Source organism: Geminisphaera colitermitum TAV2 (assembly GCF_000171235.2).
In the GTDB taxonomy this organism is placed as follows: domain Bacteria; phylum Verrucomicrobiota; class Verrucomicrobiia; order Opitutales; family Opitutaceae; genus Geminisphaera; species Geminisphaera colitermitum.
The window spans coordinates 84,626-103,759 of the sequence record NZ_ABEA03000126.1 but is presented as its reverse complement, the minus strand read 5'-3'; the positions used below and the strand labels follow the sequence as shown (position 1 = coordinate 103,759).

11 protein-coding genes are annotated in these 19,134 nt (G+C 61.5%); 6 read left to right on the top strand and 5 right to left on the bottom strand.

The window, feature by feature from the left end; genetic code table 11:
* Window positions 1-81: 81 nt before the first annotated feature.
* Both OBACDRAFT_RS15300 and mce read right to left on the bottom strand, forming a co-directional pair.
* Window positions 82-1,635, bottom strand: coding sequence for an acyl-CoA carboxylase subunit beta (locus tag OBACDRAFT_RS15300; protein ID WP_043587021.1), 1,554 nt, complete (start codon window positions 1,633-1,635; stop codon window positions 82-84).
* Window positions 1,636-1,758: 123 nt separating this feature from the next.
* A complete protein-coding gene (gene mce, locus OBACDRAFT_RS15295; protein WP_043587020.1) occupies window positions 1,759-2,166 on the bottom strand; it encodes a methylmalonyl-CoA epimerase in 408 nt (135 codons plus the stop codon).
* Between the two features lie 223 nt (window positions 2,167-2,389).
* Between mce and OBACDRAFT_RS15290 the strand changes: the two genes are divergently transcribed.
* From OBACDRAFT_RS15290 to OBACDRAFT_RS15275, 4 genes are all read left to right on the top strand, one after another.
* Window positions 2,390-4,360, top strand: a complete 1,971-nt coding sequence (locus OBACDRAFT_RS15290; protein ID WP_088179309.1) for a methylmalonyl-CoA mutase family protein — start codon at window positions 2,390-2,392, stop codon at window positions 4,358-4,360.
* A gap of 147 nt (window positions 4,361-4,507) precedes the next feature.
* Complete coding sequence (gene scpA, locus OBACDRAFT_RS15285) at window positions 4,508-6,703, top strand: methylmalonyl-CoA mutase (RefSeq protein WP_081722092.1); 2,196 nt, start codon at window positions 4,508-4,510, stop codon at window positions 6,701-6,703.
* A 240-nt stretch (window positions 6,704-6,943) separates the two neighbouring features.
* The gene (locus tag OBACDRAFT_RS15280) at window positions 6,944-7,642 is read left to right on the top strand and encodes a prepilin-type N-terminal cleavage/methylation domain-containing protein (protein ID WP_088179308.1); all 699 of its coding nucleotides are present in this window, start codon (window positions 6,944-6,946) and stop codon (window positions 7,640-7,642) included.
* A 61-nt stretch (window positions 7,643-7,703) separates the two neighbouring features.
* Entirely contained in the window at window positions 7,704-8,765 is a 1,062-nt protein-coding gene (locus tag OBACDRAFT_RS15275; protein WP_332835127.1) for a LacI family DNA-binding transcriptional regulator, read from the top strand.
* Between the two features lie 22 nt (window positions 8,766-8,787).
* On the opposite strand, the gene OBACDRAFT_RS15270 is transcribed toward OBACDRAFT_RS15275, so the two are convergent.
* Complete coding sequence (locus OBACDRAFT_RS15270) at window positions 8,788-11,208, bottom strand: heparinase II/III family protein (RefSeq protein WP_232767188.1); 2,421 nt, start codon at window positions 11,206-11,208, stop codon at window positions 8,788-8,790.
* A gap of 346 nt (window positions 11,209-11,554) precedes the next feature.
* Here OBACDRAFT_RS15270 and OBACDRAFT_RS15265 point away from each other — a divergent pair, with 346 nt between their 5' ends.
* Window positions 11,555-12,442: a PEP-CTERM domain protein gene (locus OBACDRAFT_RS15265; protein ID WP_043587014.1), complete on the top strand. Its 888-nt coding sequence runs from the start codon at window positions 11,555-11,557 to the stop codon at window positions 12,440-12,442.
* Window positions 12,443-12,875: 433 nt separating this feature from the next.
* On the opposite strand, the gene OBACDRAFT_RS15260 is transcribed toward OBACDRAFT_RS15265, so the two are convergent.
* On the bottom strand, window positions 12,876-15,281 hold the full coding sequence (locus tag OBACDRAFT_RS15260; RefSeq protein WP_081722097.1) for a hypothetical protein: 2,406 nt from the start codon (window positions 15,279-15,281) through the stop codon (window positions 12,876-12,878).
* 102 nt (window positions 15,282-15,383) lie between these two features.
* Here OBACDRAFT_RS15260 and hisC point away from each other — a divergent pair, with 102 nt between their 5' ends.
* Window positions 15,384-16,484 (top strand): histidinol-phosphate transaminase, encoded by a 1,101-nt coding sequence (gene hisC, locus OBACDRAFT_RS15255; RefSeq protein WP_043587012.1) that lies wholly within the window; start codon window positions 15,384-15,386, stop codon window positions 16,482-16,484.
* 353 nt (window positions 16,485-16,837) lie between these two features.
* Here the strand turns inward: hisC and OBACDRAFT_RS15250 are convergent, their stop codons facing one another.
* Window positions 16,838-19,099, bottom strand: a complete 2,262-nt coding sequence (locus OBACDRAFT_RS15250; protein WP_043587009.1) for a heparinase II/III domain-containing protein — start codon at window positions 19,097-19,099, stop codon at window positions 16,838-16,840.
* Window positions 19,100-19,134: the final 35 nt, after the last annotated feature.

Genomic DNA, 19,134 nt, shown 5'->3' with positions numbered 1-19,134 from the left:
GGGGAGGGAGGCTCCCGGTGCCCTTGTGGTGTTCCAATGACCGGCCATTCTTAATTTTTAATTCTTAATTCTTAATTTCCGTTAGAGCGGGATGTTGCCGTGCTTCTTGGGCGGACGGGTCTCGCGTTTGCTGAGCGTGTTGCGCAGGGCCATCGAGACGACGGCGCGGGTCTGCGCCGGTTCGATGATGTCGGTGATCATGGCCTTGCTGGCGGCTTCGTAGGGCGAGGCGAATTTTTCGCGGTATTCGGCGGCGAGTTCGGCGGCCTTGGCCTTCGGATCAGCGGCGGCGGAGATTTCTTTTTTGAAGAGAACGTTGGCCGCGCCTTCGGCACCCATGACGGCGATCTCGGCGCAGGGCCAGGCGTAAACGAGGTCGGCTCCGAGGTCGCGCGAGCACATGGCGAGGTAGGCACCGCCATAGGCTTTGCGCATGATGACGGTGATCTTCGGCACAGTGGCGGCAGCGTAAGCGAAGAGCATCTTGGCGCCGTGGCGGATGATGCCGCCGCGTTCCTGGGCCACGCCGGGCATGAAGCCGGGGACGTCAACGAGGTTGACGATCGGAATGTTGAAGATGTTGGCGAAACGGATGAAGCGGGCGGCTTTGTCCGAGGAGTCAATGTCGAGGCAGCCGGCTTTGAACGCGGGCTGGTTAGCGATAATGCCGACGACGATGCCTTGGATGCGGCCAAATCCGACGACGATGTTCTTGGCGAAGTCGCGCTGCACTTCGAGGAAGTCGCCTTCGTCCACGAGGTAGCTGATGACCTTGTGCACGTCGAAGGGAGCCTTCGGGTCGGCGGGCACAAGTTCGTTCATCCGCGGGTCCGGTTCCAGCGAGATGGAGGGCGTCGGCTGGTGCGGGGGGTCCATGATGTTGTTGGACGGGAGGAACGAGAGGAGTTTGCGGGCGATGCGGAAGGCATCGGGGCCGTCCTCGGCGATGAAGTGGATGTTGCCCGAGACGGAGGCGTGGGCCTGGGCCGAGCCGACTTCGTCCATGGTGACGGTGGCGCCGGTGGCGGCCTTGATGACGTCGGGGCCGCAGATGAACATCTGGGCGTTCTTCTTCGTCATGATGATGAAGTCCGTCAGCGCGGGCGAATAGGCCGCACCACCGGCGCAGGGGCCGGCGATGATGGAAATCTGGGGAACGACACCGGAGAGGAGCACGTTCTTGAAGAAGATTTGGCCGTAACCGGAGAGGGCGTCGTCGCCTTCTTGAATGCGCGCGCCGCCGGAGTCGTTGATGCCGATGACGGGCATGCCGGCTTCCATGGCGTATTCCATGGCGTCGCAAATTTTCTTGGCGTGGATTTGGCCGAGCGATCCGCCGCCGACCGTAAAGTCTTGGGCGTAAGCGGCCACGGGGCGGCCATCAATGTGGCCAACACCAGTGATGACGCCGTCGCAGGGGAGCACTTTGTCAGCCATGCCGAAGTGCGTGGCTTGGTGCTGCGCGTGCATGCCGGACTCCATAAAGGTGCCGGGCGTGAAGAGCGCGTCGATGCGGTCGCGAGCCGTGAGCAGGCCCTTGGCGCGGCGCGCCGCGAGTTTGTCCGCGCCACCGCCGTTGAGGGCGATTTCGCGATGTTTACGGAGTCGTTCCAGCAGTGCGGGGTCGATTGCCATAATGAAAAATTATCTAGGTTGAGGTTGCGGGTTAGGATGCGGTAGTGAGCCGGCTGGTCTGGTTTGTCCAAAAAACCCCGCCCCGCAACACTCGGTAAGCGCGGCGGGGCGGAAGTTTTCAAGTCAGGGCTTGGGCATGCAGAGCTCGGTCAGCACGCCGTGCGTAGATTTAGGATGGAGGAAGGCAACGAGTTTGCCCGCCGCGCCCTCGAAGGGCACCTCGTGAATAAGTTTCACGCCTGCGCCAGAGGCCTTGCCGAGCTGGTCGGTGATGTTGTCCGTGGCAAAAGCAACGTGGTGAACACCGCCGTTGGGATTTTTCTCCAAAAATTTGGCGATCGGGCTGTCCGGGGACGTCGGCTCCAGCAACTCGATGTGAACCTCGCCGCAGTGGAAGAAAGCCGTGGAGACTTTCTGGGATTCCACCACCTCGCGGTGTTCGCACTTCAGCCCGAGGGCTTCTTCGTAGTATTTGACAGCGTCGTCGAGCGAACGAACGGCGATACCGAGGTGGTCAATTCTGGTAATCATAAGGTGTCAGAGAATAAGTGCGCGGGCCTCTTGCCAAGCGCGATGTTCAGTATGTCTTATCGAAAACCGTCCTGCTTCGCATGGCTTGCCCCACGGCAGTCATTTCTTGGCAAAATCTGCGGAGCACCTCAAGACTGCGAACAGTTAGTCTATTATTAGAAGATCTTCCTTCACCCTGACCAATCCACAACTCGCTCTTCACAACTAAAAAACTGTGACCACCGTGAAAGACACCGCCACTGCCGCCGCAGACACCGCAACCGCATCGCCCTCGCCCGACGACGCCCTCCAAGCCGCCTACGCCCGCTGGAAAAAAGTCGTCGAAGCCGAACTCAAAGGCGTTCCCTTCGAGAAAAAACTCGTGACCCGCACGCCTGAAGGCATCGCCCTCCAGCCGCTCTACACGCGCTCCGACCTCGCCGGCATTCCGGCCCTCAACACCGCCCCCGGCCAGGCCCCCTACCTCCGCGGCACCCGCGCCAAAGGCTACAAAGACCAACCTTGGGAATTCGCCCAAGACCTCTTTGCCCCCACCCCCGCCGAATTTAACACCACCCTCCTCGACGCCCTCAACAACGGCCAGGACAGCGTCTCCCTCACCACCTCCGCCGCCTGCCCCTGCTGCGGCCTCGACATCGCAACCAAAGCCGACCTCGCCACCGCACTCGCTGGCGTCTCCCTCGCGCACATCCCCGTGCACATTGCCCCCAGCCCCGACGCCACCCGCCTCGCCGCCGATTACCTCGCGCTCGCCGCCGACCAAGGCATCGACCCGGCCAAACTCACCGGCTCCATCGCCGCCGACCCCCTCGCCCACTGGGCCGCCTCCGGAGCCCTTCCCGCCGACCTCGAAAAACTCTACGACGCCCTCGCCGCCTGGACCAAGGACGCTCCCCCCCCCCCCTCCACGCTCAAGACCATCAGCGTCAACGCCGCCCCCTGGGGCCACGCCGGAGCGACCGCCGTGCAAGAACTCGCCCTCGCGCTCAGTTCTGCGACCGACTACCTCCGCGCCCTCCTCAAACGCGGCGTCGCCATTGAGACCGCTGCTGCCCGCATCCGCTTCACCCTCGCCATCGGCCCGCAATTCTTCACCGAAGTCGCCAAATTCCGCGCCCTCCGCCCCCTCTGGACCCGCGTCCTCACCGCCTTTGGAGCCGCGCCCGAACTCGCCGCCAAAGCCGCCGTTCACGCCACCACCAGTTGGTGGAACAAAACCCGCCTCGACCCCAACGTGAACATGCTTCGCGTCACCACCGAAGCCCTCTCCGCCGTCCTCGGCGGCGTGGACAGCCTCAACATCGCACCCTTCGACGAACTCTCCGGCAAGACCGACACCTTCTCGCGTCGCATTGCCCGCAACGTCCACACCCTCCTCGCCGAAGAATTCAGCTTCACCCAAGTTGCCGACCCCGCAGGCGGCTCCTGGTACGTTGAAAAACTCACCGACGAACTCGGCCGCAAAGCCTGGACCCTCTTCCAAGACATCGAACAAAAAGGCGGACACGCCGCCGCCCTCCGCGCTGGCTACCCGCAAGACCTCGTTGCCAAAGCCGCCGCCGACAAACTCGACGCCATTGCCAAACGCCGCTCCGGCATCATCGGCACCAACCTCTTCCCCAACCTCAAGGAAACGCCGCTCGCGCCCGCCGCCTGCTGCACCAAGACCGCCGACGCCAAAGCCACCGCCTGCAACGCTGCGAAAGTTGACGCGATCAAACCGATCACCTTTGCCCGCGCCGCCTCGCAATTCGAAGCCCTCCGCGCCGCCTCTGCCGCTCACAAACAAAAGACCGGCAAAGCCCCGCAAATCTTCTTCGCCAAGATGGGCCCCGTCATTCAGCACAAAATGCGCGCCGACTTCTCTGCCGGCTTCGTAGCCACCGCCGGTTTCGAATGCCTCATGAAAGAAAGCTTCGACACCCCTGAAGCCGCCGCCGCTGCCGCCGTCAAATCCGGCGCACCCATCACCGTCATCTGCTCCACAGACGACACCTATCCGGCCCTCGTCCCGCCCTTTGCCAAGGCCGTCAAAGCCGCTGCGCCCAACACCACCGTGATGCTCGCCGGCCTCCCTGCCGACGAAACCCTCGTGGCCCAATTCAAAGAAGCCGGAGTGGACGAATTCCTCCACATCCGCTCCAACGTTTACGGCCTCCTCAGCGCCCTCCTCAAAAAAACCGGCGCCCTCTAACAAATTAAGAATGCGCAACACGGTAGGGAGGCCTCTCCGAGGCCTCCGCACCACGCGCCGAACACCCAATATAAATCGCATCAACCAACCACGCCCAACGGAGACCTCGGAGAGGCCTCCCTACCGGCCCAAACAACTGATCCGCACATGAGCATCACTTCCACACCCGACTTCACCAAAATCGCCTACGACGACAAACCCGCCGCCTGCGCCTGCACCTGCGCCAAAGACGCCCCCCCCCCCCCCCCCGCCGCTGCGACCGACGCCGACACCTGGCAGACCTACGAACAAATCCCGGTCAAACCCGCCTACACCGCTGCTGACCTCCCCCCCCCCCCCGTCCTCGACACCATGCCCGGCATAGCCCCGTTCACCCGCGGCCCCTACGCCACCATGTATGTCGCCAAACCCTGGACCATCCGCCAATACGCCGGCTTCTCCACGGCTGAAGAATCCAACGCCTTCTACAAACGCAACCTCGCCGCAGGCCAGGCCGGACTCTCCGTAGCCTTCGACCTAGCCACCCACCGCGGCTACGACTCCGACCACCCCCGCGTCGTCGGCGACGTCGGCAAAGCCGGAGTCGCCATCGACTCCATCATGGACATGAAGACCCTCTTTGACGGCATCCCCCTCAACAAAGTCTCCGTCTCCATGACCATGAACGGCGCAGTATTACCCGTTCTTTCCTTCTACATCGTCGCCGCCCTCGAACAAGGCGCCACCCTCCCCGAACTCGCAGGCACCATTCAGAACGACATCTTGAAAGAGTTCATGGTGCGCAACACCTACATTTACCCCCCCACGCCCTCGATGAAGATCATTGCGGACATCTTCGAATACACCTCGAAGAACATGCCCAAGTTCAACTCGATCTCCATCTCTGGCTACCACATGCAAGAAGCCGGAGCCACCGCCGACCTCGAACTCGCCTACACCCTCGCCGACGGACTCGAATACCTCAAAACCGGCGTAGCCGCAGGCATTGACATCGACGCCTTTGCCCCCCGCCTCTCCTTCTTCTGGGCCATCGGCAAAAACTACTTCATGGAAGTCGCCAAAATGCGTGCCGCCCGCACCCTCTGGTCCGAAATCGTGGGACGCTTCAACCCGAAAAACCCCAAATCCCGCGCCCTCCGCACCCACTCGCAAACCTCCGGCTGGTCGCTCACCGAACAAGACCCCTTCAACAACGTCGCCCGCACCTGCCTCGAAGCCCTCGCCTCCGTTTGCGGCCACACCCAGTCCCTCCACACCAACGCCCTCGACGAAGCCATCGCCCTGCCCACGGACTTCTCCGCCCGCATCGCGCGCAACACCCAACTCCACCTCCAGCAAGAAACCGGCGTCTGCAACGTCGTCGACCCCTGGGCAGGCAGCTACTACGTTGAACGCCTCACCGAAGAACTCCTCCAAAAAGCCCGCGTTCACCTCGACGAAGTCGAAAAAATGGGCGGCATGACCAAAGCCATTGAAGCCGGCATACCCAAACTCCGCATCGAAGAAGCCAGCGCCCGCCGCCAGGCCAAAATCGACTCCGGCAAAGAAACCATTGTTGGCCTCAACAAACACCGCCTCGCGCACGAAGACGCCCTCGACATCCTCGAAGTGGACAACACCGCCGTCCGCGAATCCCAGATCAAACGCCTCAAACAACTCCGAGCCGAACGCGACAACGCCGCCTGCACTGCCGCCCTCGCCGCCCTCTCCGAATGCGCCAAGACCGGCAAAGGCAACCTCCTCGAACTCGCCGTTGCTGCCGCCAAAGCCCGCGCCTCCCTCGGAGAAATCTCCAGCGCCCTTGAAACCCACTTTGGACGCTACCAAGCCCAAATCCGCTCCATTTCGGGCGTATACGGCAAAGAATTCGGCAACAGCAAAACCGTGGACTCCATCAAACAAAAAATCGCCAAGTTCGAAAAACTCGAAGGCCGTCGCCCCCGCCTCCTCATTGCCAAACTCGGACAAGACGGCCACGACCGCGGCGCCAAGGTTGTTGCGACTGCGATGGCCGACCTCGGCTTCGACATCGACATCGGCGCGCTCTTCCAGACGCCCGCCGAAGCCGCCAAGCAAGCCGTGGAGAACGACGTTCACGCCGTAGCCATGAGCTCGCTGGCCGCCGGACACAAAACCCTCCTCCCGCAACTCCGCGACGAACTCAAAAAACTAGGCCGCGAAGACATCCTCTTGGTTTGCGGCGGAGTGATCCCAGCGCAGGACTACGATTATCTCTTCAAGAACGGAGCCGCCGCCATCTTTGGCCCCGGCACAGTAATCACCCAGTCCTCCGAAAAAGTCCTCGACCTCCTCCTCGAACGCCTCACCCCCGCCAAGGCGTAATATCATCGGAGGGCGGGTCTCCCGACCCGCCAGACGGCGCACCGCGCCGCCCATCCGAAAAAATCAAAGCCCCGCATCCACCAAGATGCGGGCCTTTTTTTCCATGAAGAACCCCGAATGGAACGTCCCCGTCCCCATCCCCGTCGCCGGACGCACGCCGCGGAGCGCGACGATAACGTTTATTTGTATGAATGCAGGAGGACTTGCCTGCCGGGGGTTTTGGCCTGAAAGCGTCCGTTGATGAAACCCCGTTTGTTTCGTAAAGATTTTCGGACTGCCTTCACGTTGATCGAATTGCTCACGGTTATCGCCATCATCGGCATCTTGACGGCGATTCTGATTCCGACTGTCGGCAAAGTCCGCGAATCTGCCCGCGCCGTCCAATGTGCCAGCAACCTTCGCCAGATTCAGTTGGCCAGCATCAGCTACGCCAACGATCACCGGGGAAGTTATGTTCCCGTTCTAATGAATGATTCCAGCACGGGGACAACACGCGTCCTCTGGTACGAAAATTCGGATTTTCTGGCTTATTTTCCGAAAACTCGCTCAGGAAACGGAACCAAGGATTTGCTTTCCAAAGCTCTTCACTGCCCCACCGCTCTCTCCAGAGGCAACCCCAACGACTACACCTACGGTGCCAACGTTGAGAATTTTCGCGGTCAGGGGGATGGCGTGCCCGGTTATGTGCGCGGAGGTACCATGAGCACGGTGGCTCGTCCTTCTCAAACGATGGCTTTTGTGGATGCGCTCGACTGGCAGGTTCTCGTGAAGGGCTCACTCTGGAGCGGCGAGGAAAAATACGAAGGCCAGACCATTGCCTACCGGCACGGTGACAAAGCGAACCTCGTTTTCTTTGATGGTCATACGGCTCGGTTGCCTTTGGCCGCATTCGAGAAAAAAGACGGAGTGGTTCCCCTCCTCTGGAAAATTCTCGAATAAGTTTCAGTCTGGTTTCATCGGGGTGCTTGCCTGACATTGTTGAAGCACCATCCTCTGTAGTGTGGATGCCTCCAGCAGCAATCGCCCGACCCAAAAGGACATCGCCCGCGCGGCAGGCGTCACCCAAGCTACCGTCTCGCTCGCGCTGCGCCACCATCCCGCCATCAAACCGGAAACAATTGCGCTTGTCCATGAAGCGGCAGGGAAACTCGGCTACACCCCCGACCCCTATCTCTCCGGCCTATCCTCCTATCGTAAACGCATCCGCCCTCCCGAACACCGCGCCACCCTCGCATGGCTCTCCAACGACGCCGATGGCCGCACATGGAAACGTTCTCCCGTTTTTACCGCCTACCACGAAGGTGCCCTGACCCGCGCCACCGAACTCGGATACCGCCTTGAAGATCACTGTCTGCACGCGTCCGATATGAACAGCACCCGGCTGGCCGCCATCCTCCGCGCCCGCAACATCCCCGGCATCCTCGTCGCTCCCCAGCCCGAACCCAACACCCGCATCGACTTTCCCTTCGAACATTTTTCCGCCATCGCCATTGGCTATAGCCTCGTCGAACCTCGGCTCCACCTCGTCACTTGGCACCAGTTTCGCGCTATGGAAACCCTCTTCAGAAAACTCCTCGCCCTCGGCTACCGCCGTCCTGGGCTCGCGCTCATGGAAGAAAGCGACGAACGCTCCGATCACAACTGGTCAGCAGCCTTTTGGAGCGAACAACGCCGCCTCCCCGCCGCCCGGCAAGTTCCCCCGCTTATCAAGCCGCAACTCTCCCGCGACCAATTCATGCGCTGGTTTCGCCGCCACCATCCCGATGTCGTTATTTCCCTGTGGCTGCGCATTGACGACTGGCTGAAGGAAGCCGGTGTATCCGTCCCGCATGACACCGGTTTTGCGTCACTCTCCCTTGCCGAAACCAACGCTCCCCTCTCCGGCCTTTCCGAAAATCCTCGGGGCATCGGAGCCAAGGCCGTGGAGTTTGTCGTGGACATGATTCACCGCTTCGAGACCGGCGTCCCCCGGCAACAATCCTGCCTGCTCGTCGAAGGTATCTGGTCCGATGGAGAGACCCTGCGGCACCTCCCGGTTTCCGCTCCCCCGCCTGTCGGGTAGCCCGATAATCAGGCTTCGCCCCCTACATCGCAGGCACGAAGATCATCCGTATTTCCCCTTCAATTACGGGTTCGGAAAATGCGATGCCCAGGCGCCGGCCAATCGCTGGCTGGTCTGGCACGATGCCATGGACTGGTTCCTCGAGGGCAACCAGTTTCCTGTCGCCTGCGCTCCATGTGACATCCACCGCCGCGCGCTCCCCCCATACTCGCACCCCCTCCTTACCCAGATGTTCCGTTCGTTGTGAATGACGCAGGATCAATGCGCTCTCGAAAGCCTGTGCCTCCGCTCCATCTCGAAATTTCACCCGATCCACGATCTCCAGCCGACCTCCCTCCGCACGTTCAAAAATAAACGTCCGCGTCAACCGCTCCAGTTTCGCCACCTCATAGGCGCTCGTCAGGTCGATTACCCATACATCGCGCCCATTGTCATCGGCGGCAAACTCCGTGCGCACCGTCACCGCCCGCGCTTCCTTCCCTGTGAGCTGGAGACGACCCGCCACACGCGGCACTGGATGCCCAAGCGAATTCATCAACCCGCTCGTGTAACGCTTGGGGCCAAACGTATCGCGCACGTACACATCGCTGCCGAGTTCGTTAACCACCACATCGCCATCGCAAACGACCATGAACGACCCTAAATCGTTATGATTGTGCGGCTGACCGTTGTGGCCGCCCTTGAACGCAGCTGAAAGCCCCGCAGACTTCAATGCCGCGCTCCGCCGCACCACGAGCGCGCCTCCATCGGGAAACCATCCGCGCAAGCCAGGCTGCTCCGCCCGCAACGCCGCCGCCTCCGCGCTTCCAGACGCTGGACGAGGCAGCGCGACGTCGAACGACGTCACGTAAAGATGCGCTCCCAGTCCATGCTGCGACACCATCATGCCCGTCATCACTGGCCCCGTGATTCCTCCCCTGTCGCGATAGCGCAACGTCGCGAAATCATGCAACCAGGATGGTGCGCCCGCCTGCCGGCCCACGTCACCAAAATATGGATACACTCCGGGGGCCACCCGCCACCGGACGTCTAACGTGCCGATCAACCGCTGCTTGCCGCCCGCCAGCAAATCGACGTGGTCCCCCGTGTTTAGGCGGAGCAACTCCGCCGCCATTGTGTAATGTCCATAGCCATACGTCCAGTAGCCGATCCCCTCATGGCAGAATCCATCCTCACCAAACCCCGCGATGAAGGTAGGCGTGCAAGCCTCGAACGCCGCCGCGAACTCGGCGCGCGCCGCCGCGTCCTCCTCAAGAAGAAGCGCCGCCCCCAGCACCCCGGCATGGCAGACCGCCACCCAGTTGTTGGTCGCGCCCATCCACCAGAAACCAAGCCGGTTCCCCTTGCGGATGCGTTCGAGGTAAGAGGCAAACACTCTCTCCCTCACTTCATGGCGAATCCGCGCCCGCGTGGCGGGAGCCAGACGCGGGCCAAGCAGAAAGTCCACCGTCGCCAGGTTCCACGCCCGCGCCGCCGCGGCCAGATCGACAAAATCCCGCGCATCATTCCAGTCCTTGCGATTGATGGCGTGGGCTGGTGCGCACCACGTCGGCTCCTCTAAAATTGCGGCCAGTTCACGTTCCAGCGCCGGGAGATACCGGCCGTCATTGGCCCAGCCTTCGGCAAACAAAAAATACCCGAGGCGCTCCGTCCGAGCCGCGAACGGTTTTTCGTAAGAGTCGCGTTGCCCTGATTTCCTGAATTCGTCGAAGAGTGCCTCCGTCAATTCCGGAACCGGCAAAGCGGACTCGCGCTCCGCCGCCTCAAACAGTTCCCGCGCCGGACGCTGACGCGCGATCTCATCCCAAAAAACACGATTCGAAAACGGAGGCGTGTAAAACACCGGGCTGCCGCTTTTCGCTTCCACCTCCCTCATCCATCCGGCGATTTCAGCGATCCGGCCAAGATCCTGCGGCGGCAACACACTTGGCTTCGCCCTGGCTGCGGCCTCTTCCGCCTCGCGACCGAGTTGTGGAGCCGGGAGCCGGCGAAACGACACCCGATCTCCAAAATTGAGCACGGTAAAACCGCCTACCTCCACCACTTGCTTCCCGTAGCCAAGCCGCAACGCCACCTGAGAGTCTCCCGCCGCGTAATCGGCCTTGGGGTTGAAGGCCAGTTCTACGCGCTTCCAGTCCTTGCCCGCCTTTACCGGCAGCACTGCGCTTTTCAAATACGGCGGTCCGGATTGTTCGAACAACAACTCGACCGCCGCCTCGCCAGGCCCGACCGCCCGCAACCAGAATGTCACGTAAAGGGCATCCGTTTTTTTTACTGCCTTCGGCAGCACGGCGCGCAACTGCACGTGCGGCGGACGCTCCGGTTTTTCCAGAACGGCGACCCGCCACGCATTCCCAAAAGGCTGTCCCGACACACTCACGCGCTCACGTTTCGCGTGAGGCGAATCCCGCGTCGCGCCAAAAGCATCCAGTCCCGCCGCCACGATGGTTGCCTCTCCGGCGGGAGTGCCATCGGACAATCTCACTTCCGGGACGAAGGGCTCCGCATGGCTGGATTCGCCAGAGACATTGGAAACGGGCAGGCAAGCGAGAACGGTGACAAGTGTCGCGGATAACAGGATACGCATGGATCAAGGAAAGGCGTGCCGATCCCGTGCCGCGACAGCTTTTGCGTTTATACAGTTGAAGAGCCCGGAGCCGTGCCTGTTTCCACGCGTGGCCTGACGCATTCATTTGTATAAATGTCGCAGCGATTGCGCCTGTGTCAGCAAGACGGAGGATCGCGACCGGTTTGGGCTACTTGTCCGTCAACTCCAACAAATACCATCCATGAACTTAATCGCCAATAAATCCGCACGCTCCACTCGTGTTCTCGTCGCACTTTTATCCACACTCGCCGCAGGGTTCAGCATCATGCGCGCTCAAGTCTCCCTGACGGGAACGGGCGGCTACACGCAGAATTTTTCAGAGGCGGAAAATCCGGGTGTCTCCATTGCCACGGCTGCAAACAATAATTGGGCAAACGGTACGACCATTGCCAACTGGCATGCCTTCGTCAACGGAGTCGCACCGACACTGGCCAGGTCAACTACCGGAGAAGGTCAGGACGGCTATCGCAACAGCACCTATGCGCTTTACCTGTTCCGTTCCGGCGGATCGGATGGCGCGTTGGGAACCATCCGCTACACCAACAAAGGCGGCTCCGATACCACAGCGTCCAACACCGGTTTTACCGCTATTGGCGTATCCTTTACCAACAACACAGGGAAGACCATTACCGCCCTCGACATCAGCTATCTTCTCCAGCAATGGCAGGCTAATCCGGGAACCGGGGATGGTTTCGATTTCCAATACTCGCTGGATGCGACTTCGCTCGCGGATACTGCCGCCACTTGGGTGGATCACAATGCCCTTGATGGAAACGCTCTCCAAGTTGGCACCAATAATTTCGCCTATGTCGGAAACGACAAAATCACCACTCCGGACTACTCGAAGATCATTTCTTCCAGCATTACCGGCCTGGCCATTGCCAACGGGCAAACCTTCTGGCTGCGCTGGGTGGATCGCGACATCGGCGGTATTGAACAAGCCCTGAGCATCGATAACTTTGTGCTCACGGCCACGCTGGAGACGCCCAGCATTCCCGAGCCGTCCACCTGTGTCGTTCTCGTCGCGATTGCCGGTCTCGTTTTTGCCTTTTGGCGTCGTTTGGCCTGAGCCCGCCGCCAAATTGCGGGCAGGCGTGGACATTATCCCCAAAGACGGTGCGTTTGGTTTTCTCATGAGCTCACATGAAAGCACGAAGCCGTCAGCCTGCCGTTTTTTCTTCGTGCCTGCGTGTCTTCGTGTGAGCGCAGCCAAGCTATACCAAAAACAAAACCGCCCGCCTCGCAGTTTCCTGCGAAACGGGCGGTTGCAAGGGCGTTTGCTTACGCTGGCGAAAAGCCGGTTTGTTGCGGGGAAAACATGTAAAACCGCCCCAACCTGACTCATCGCATTTCCCATGCTGTTATCCGACGAGGCCCAGTGACCAGCACCAGGTCAGGCGGAAATTCAAAAAACAAAACAGCAAGATGTTACCAGCATCGCCTCGAACCGCCCAGTCCGGCAAACGCCTGATTTTGTATCCAATCCATCCCCCCCCCAAGTGCTACCGCGCCCCAGCCGCCAGCATCCACCGGCCCAACTCCGCGTGACGCACTTCGAACACCGCGGGCAGACTCGTGGGACGCAGGAAAAACACCAACGACACCGGCCGGTTGTCCGCAAAGCGCCAAGGCAGTTCCGAGCGTCCCCAAAACGCCGGGGTCAACGCCCGCTTCGGCAGCACGCAGCTTTTCCATTCCGGCCTCACCGTCAGCCGAAACGCGGACGAAAACAGATTCCCGTTCTCCGTCCGGAAATACATCTCCATCATGTCACCAAATTCTCCCGACACGGGCCTCATTCGCGAATCGGAATCGTCGGGACGCAAACGCGCCGCCGCAGGCACCCCCGCCTCGGACCCCGGAACCACCCGCCGGTAATTGAACGCCACCAGATCATCGTCACCAAAAGGCACCTCGCGCGGCAGCGGCAACTCGACCATCGCCGGGCGCACCGGATTGGGCGGAAATTTTTCCACATGGAAACGCCACACGATCGACCCATCCGCATCATCCGTGACCTCCTCGACCCGCACGCCGTCCGTCGTCAGCCAACGCCCCCCGCCCGCGCCCGCGTCTGGCTGCGGCCTCATGACCGGCTCCCCCACGGCCAGCGGACGCACCAGCAACCGCGCCCGTGCCTCGTCCGCCTCCGCCTTGCCAAACGCAAAATCCATCCGCGTCACCCACGCCATTTTTGAAGGATTCGGATACAACGTCGTCCGCCACCGCGCCACGCCCGCATCCGAACCCGGATTCGCCGCCTGAATTTCAGCTTTTAGCTTTTCAGTTTTTAGCTTTTCCCAAAACACCACCTCGACCTCGCGCCCCGCAAAATCACGCCGCGTTATCATGACCTCGACCGCGATCTCGCGCCGTTCGCCCGACGCCAGCAATACCGACACCACCCGTCCCGCCCCACTTCGCGCCCCCCCCCCCCCGCCCACTACGCGCAACTCCTCCGGCAACCGCAACTCACCCCACACCGGTCGATCGCTAAAATTGTAAACCACCAGCCTGCCCTCGCCGCGAAACGCCCCTCCTCCCCCCCCCTCCCCTTCCGCGCCATGCGCCGCCGACTCCTGCACCAGATAGCCGCCAAAGTCCTTGACCTGAGTCAAACCACCGCCCGCCGACGGCACGAAGTCGATCACCATCGGCGAAGCCGCTTCTGACGCCGACGCCGTCACCACCCACGACCGCGACGACCCGCGCTTTTGTTGCCAATCCCGACCCCGCCCCCGATCCAACGCCCGCTCCCAAAGCCAGGCCAGCGCCGGTGATGCCACCATCGCCTCCGTGCGCGCCCCGATCCGACGCATCCACGGCTCCGCCTTGGTCGCCCCGAAATCCCTCGGAACAAACGCCACGCCATCCCCCCCCCGCATCCAAAGCCCAAACTCATTTATTCCCCGCTCATAATAAGGCATGAGGTAAAACGCCATCGGCCCCTCGATTTTAAGCACCCGCACCTGCCGCTCCACCTCACGAAACCAAGCCCACTGGCGCACCCGCCCCTCGACCGAATTCCGCTGCACCTGATCGAGCAACCCGTAACCATATTCGGTCAACAACACCGGCAGTTGCTTGGAATGATCTGCTCTTTCAGCCTTCAGCCCTTCAGCCTTCAGCCCTTTCCCCCACGGCCCCGCCGGACGTCCCTGCCAGTCCCACGCGCCAACTAATTTCAGATTTTCAGATTTCAGCTTTTCAACTTTCCGGGAAACCGCCGCCTCAAACTGCCGGTAAACCCCTGCAAAATCCTCCGCGTAACCGTAGTAATGGTAGTTAAACGCATCCGTGTAGCTCAGCACATCGCAGTCGAGCAACCGCTGGAAATACGGACCCGGCGGCAGCGCCATCGGAGCCATGACCACCCGTCCCTCGCTCACCCCGATCTCTCGCAACCCGCTGCGCACGCCCAGCGCAGCCGCCTTGAAAAACGCCGCATAAGTCTCCGCATTCTCCGCGAGAAACCCGATATCGGGCTCGTTCTCGATCTCCCAAAAATCAATCCGATCCCCGTAAGCCGCCGCCAGCCTCTGGCACCGCGCAAAAACCTCCCGCAAATCCACCGGCGTCCGCGGCCCCCTGCCCTCTTCCCGCACCCCCTCCGCCCACGACTTGTTTCCCCAGCGCACAAACGCCACCAGCCGGTAGCCCTTCGCCTGCAACTCCGCCAGCGCCGCCCGCCGCGCCTCCCGCGCCGGTGCCAGTTCCACAGCCACCGGCGACGAATGCATCCCGCGCAGCCGCAACCACACCGGCTGCCCGACCTCCGGCATCACCTCCGCCAAACGCTCGATTCCCATCCCCGTATCAAACCCCGCCCCCTGCCCCCGTCCGTCCAACGGCAGCAGCAACCCGCACACCAGCACCAGCGAGGCAACACATCGAAAAAACAAAACCATGCCCCGCACGATTAACGCCTCACACATCGCGTCAAGCCAACCCCCCCCCTCGCTTTCCTTCTTCCCATCCCCCCGCCTCCCCCTCTTCCATTCTCCCCGCACATGAAACTCACCGACCTCGTCAATCCGACCGTCCTCACCCAACCCACCTACGAACCCGGAAAACCCATAGAAGACGTCGCCCGCGAACTCGGCCTCGACCCGGCGACCATCATCAAACTCGCCTCCAACGAAAACGCCCTCGGCCCCTCGCCCCGCGCCGTCGCCGCCGCCACCGCCGCCCTCCGGCACGCCGAACTCTACCCCGACGGCGGCTGCATCTCCCTCCGCAACAAACTCTCCGCCCGCCACGGACTGCCGCCCGCCCAGTTTGTCGTCGGCAACGGCTCCAACGAACTCCTCGAACTTCTTGGGCACCTCTTTCTCCGCCCCGGCGATGAAGTCGTCATGGGCAACCCCGCCTTCATCGTTTACAAACTCGTTGCCCTCCTCTTTGGCGCGCGCCCCGTGGAAGTTCCCCTCGTCAACCACACCCACGACCTCCCCGCGCTCGCCGCCGCGATCACCCCGCGCACGAAGCTCGTCTTTGTGGCCAGCCCCAACAACCCCACCGGCACCGCCACCCCCGCCGCTGACCTGCTCGCCTTTGCCCGCGCCCTCCCCCCCCACGTCGTCCTCGTGCTCGACGAAGCCTACGCCGAATTTCTCGAAGGCGATTACGTGGCCGACCTCCGCCCCCTCATTGCCGAAGGCCGTCACGTCATTGGACTGCGCACCTTTTCCAAAATCTACGGCCTCGCCTCGCTGCGTGTGGGCTACGGTTATTGCAGCGCCGAACTCGCCTCGCTGCTCAACCGCGTGCGCCAGCCCTTCAACGTCAACGCCATCGGGCTCGCCGCCGCCGAAGCCGCGCTCGACGACCACGATTTCGTGACCCGCAGCCTCGCCAGCAACCGCGCCGGCCTCGCGCAAATCGCCGCCGGACTGCGCGAACTCGGCATCGAAACCGTGCCCAGCCACGCCAATTTCATCCTTGCGAAGACCGGTCACGGCGCCCGTGTCTTTGCCGAACTCCAGAGCCGGGGCGTGATCGTTCGTCCCGTCGCCGGCTACGGCCTGCCCGACTGGATACGTATCACCGTAGGCACTACAGAGCAAAACACCCGTCTCCTCCGCGGACTCGGCGCCGTCCTGCAACCGTAGGCAACGGATGTTCTCCAAATCCCTCATCGCCCGTCGCCTAAGAATGCGCCTGGAGATCCCGCACGATTCGCGCCTGCAGGATGTTTTAGAGCAATTTCATTTAAGCTGTAGCCATTTGATACCTGGTAGGGAGGCCTCTCCGAGGCCTCCGCCGTGCGTAGTGTGAAGATGCGAAATTCATAGGTAGATGGAGCGTGGTTTCGGAGGCCTCGGACGGAGCGCAGCAGCGCGGAGATGGCATCGCCGAAGACGATGGCCCGAAGGGCTGCCCTCGACAGAGGGCACAAAGGCCTCCCTACCGTTAGGGCGACGGCTACATCTCAATTGTAAATGCTCTAATGACGCAATCCGACTCATCTTGTCTGGATGACTCCAGCGGATTGCCCGTCCGTAACCGGCTTCCATACGCCGGATTGGTCCAGAGTAAATTCGGCCGCACCTGAAGTTTCCATCCGAATGGACAGGCGATCGTCAGACAGATTTTTTCCGTTCAGTCCGACAGTGACGGGGACGCCATGGGAATCCAACAGCGCATATGCGAAGCTCCCTTCGAGTCCGGCGGATTCGCCGAGCCAGACCACACAGGTTTGTTTTCCGTCTGAAAGGCGCAGGCGTCCGGGGGATTCCTGCACGGCAGTGAAGGTATCGGGAGATTCACTACCGCTCTGTATGCAGGCGGCGGTGACAAAGAGATGGTTTTCCGTCTTGGGCGAATCGAGGGCAATGTGAAAGCCGCGACGTTGTGGACGTGATGGTTTTTGCGGGTAGAGTTCCGTTTCGACGATGGTGGGGGCAATGGTGCGTTTGGCGACGGTCCCCAGCGAGTGGAGCACGAGTTGCGCGGGACCGTTTTGGAAGAGCACGCGGCGTTCGTCGAGGGCGACTGGCTCGCGGTCTCCGTGGAGGCGGAATTGGTAGGTGTGCGGTTTGGCGGAGCGAAGGTCGTCGAGGATGACGAGGAAGCGTCCTTGAATGAGCATGAGGTGGCGGTTGACGCGCTCCATCGCAAAATCCGGCACGTCGTAGGCATCGGCAAAAACCGCGGTGGCGGCGGCTACGCGCGGGGTGAGCCATGTATCACGAAGTTGGATTTTGTTGTATTTGGGGTAGTTTTTTATCGGGAAGGTTCCCCAGGGCGTGCCGCCACGTGCCTGACCAACGCCGTCGATGAGAATGGAGTTGTGATCGGCGGTTTCTTTTTTGCCGGTGTAGCCGGTGTCGTTGGCAAGAAAAACGCCTTTGGCAAAGAGGAGGAAGGAGCCGGCGTCGGGGTGCGCGTGGCCGAGCGAGGGTTTCCATTCGGGGTGATTGGGGAGGAGTTCCCCGACGCGGTGTCCGGCGGGGGGACCGGATTTGAATGCGAGGGCGGTGGCGTCGGGATCGGACCAGTCGGAGCGCCAGTGAAGGATGTCCATGTCATTGAAATAATGATACGGCGGGCGCGTGGTGTAGCCTTGCTCGGCGTCGGCGGGAAAGGGTTTTTCCTGCCAGAGAATGCTGAAGGCGGAGTCGATGGGGATGTTGATGTCGGCGCGCGCTTTTTTCTGGCGGGCAATGAAGGCGGCGAGAAAGGGGTCTTGCGTGCTCTGCAAGATCGCCATGACGGGGAAGTGTTTCACGCCGCTTTTGAGGGTGTGCCAGGGGAGTTCGTAGCCTTTTTGGGCAGTGACGCCGTCGCCGTTGGTGCGGGGGCCCCAGTCGCCGAAATCAAAAACGAAGCGCGGATTGGGCAGAAACATGTGGGCGAGAAACAGGGCGGCGTCGCGAAAGGGGGGCTCGGTAAAGAGGTCGCGTCCGGTGGACTCTTTGAGGGCGAGCGCGTAGGCGGCGGGGAATTGCATGGTGTAGCTCCAGTAGGAGGTGCCTTCAAAAAACCAGCCGTCGTGCGCAATGGCGGCGAGGCAGCGCTTGGCGAGGTTTTGGGAAAACACGCCCCAGTCGCGCGCCGCCGGGTGTTCGTCCGCGACGGCGAGCGCGGCGGTGGCGAGGCCGCATACGGGGATGATGAGGTGGTTTTGTTCGTAGGAAAAACTCGTGCGCCAGATGAGGTCCGCGTGAAGTTGCGCGGCTTGGGCAATGAGGGTTTTGCGCAGGAGGGCTTCGAAGTCGGGATCGAAGGCGCCGTGCAGGGTGTCGTAGGCAAAGGCGAGTCCGAGGAGGACGTGCCCGGCGGTGAGTCCCTGACCGCCTCCGAGGTTCTTGGTGACGATGGTTTGGTAGTTTTCGAGCGCGGGTGCCCAGTCTTGCAGCAGGTGTTTGCGCAGGGCTTCGTCACCAGTGACGCGCCAGGCGGCGGCGACGTGGCAGAGGTCGAAAATAATCTGCTGTTGGCGCGGCAGGGTGGCCGTATCCAAAAGCACTTTGCCGAAGGGGGGGGTGGGCAGGTAAGGGGCAAAAAACGTCGGATCGTCGCGGTGCTGTTTTTTGGCGGCTTCGATTTTGGCGGCGTCGGTGAAGAGGCGTGGGTGGACGCCGATTTTGTCCGGCGAGAGCGCGAATTCGCCAAGGTGCAGGGCAGCGAGGTTTTCTTTGGCGGAAGGGGCTGCTATCGCAGAAAGCGTAGTCAGAAAAATGCCTGCTGTCATGAATAGTGAATACAAGCGGAGAGTTGACATGTCGTAATAAGAAAATGGATACGTTCGTGCGGGAG

Excerpts from the sequence above, each read along its gene's own strand:
- hisC (WP_043587012.1), top strand. The coding sequence starts at position 15,384 with ATGAAACTCACCGACCTCGTCAATCCGACCGTCCTCACCCAACCCACC.
- scpA (WP_081722092.1), top strand. The coding sequence starts at position 4,508 with ATGAGCATCACTTCCACACCCGACTTCACCAAAATCGCCTACGACGAC.
- mce (WP_043587020.1), bottom strand. The coding sequence starts at position 2,166 with ATGATTACCAGAATTGACCACCTCGGTATCGCCGTTCGTTCGCTCGAC.
- OBACDRAFT_RS15300 (WP_043587021.1), bottom strand. The coding sequence starts at position 1,635 with ATGGCAATCGACCCCGCACTGCTGGAACGACTCCGTAAACATCGCGAA.
- OBACDRAFT_RS15265 (WP_043587014.1), top strand. The coding sequence starts at position 11,555 with ATGAACTTAATCGCCAATAAATCCGCACGCTCCACTCGTGTTCTCGTC.
- OBACDRAFT_RS15250 (WP_043587009.1), bottom strand. The coding sequence starts at position 19,099 with ATGTCAACTCTCCGCTTGTATTCACTATTCATGACAGCAGGCATTTTT.
- OBACDRAFT_RS15260 (WP_081722097.1), bottom strand. The coding sequence starts at position 15,281 with ATGGTTTTGTTTTTTCGATGTGTTGCCTCGCTGGTGCTGGTGTGCGGG.
- OBACDRAFT_RS15280 (WP_088179308.1), top strand. The coding sequence starts at position 6,944 with ATGAAACCCCGTTTGTTTCGTAAAGATTTTCGGACTGCCTTCACGTTG.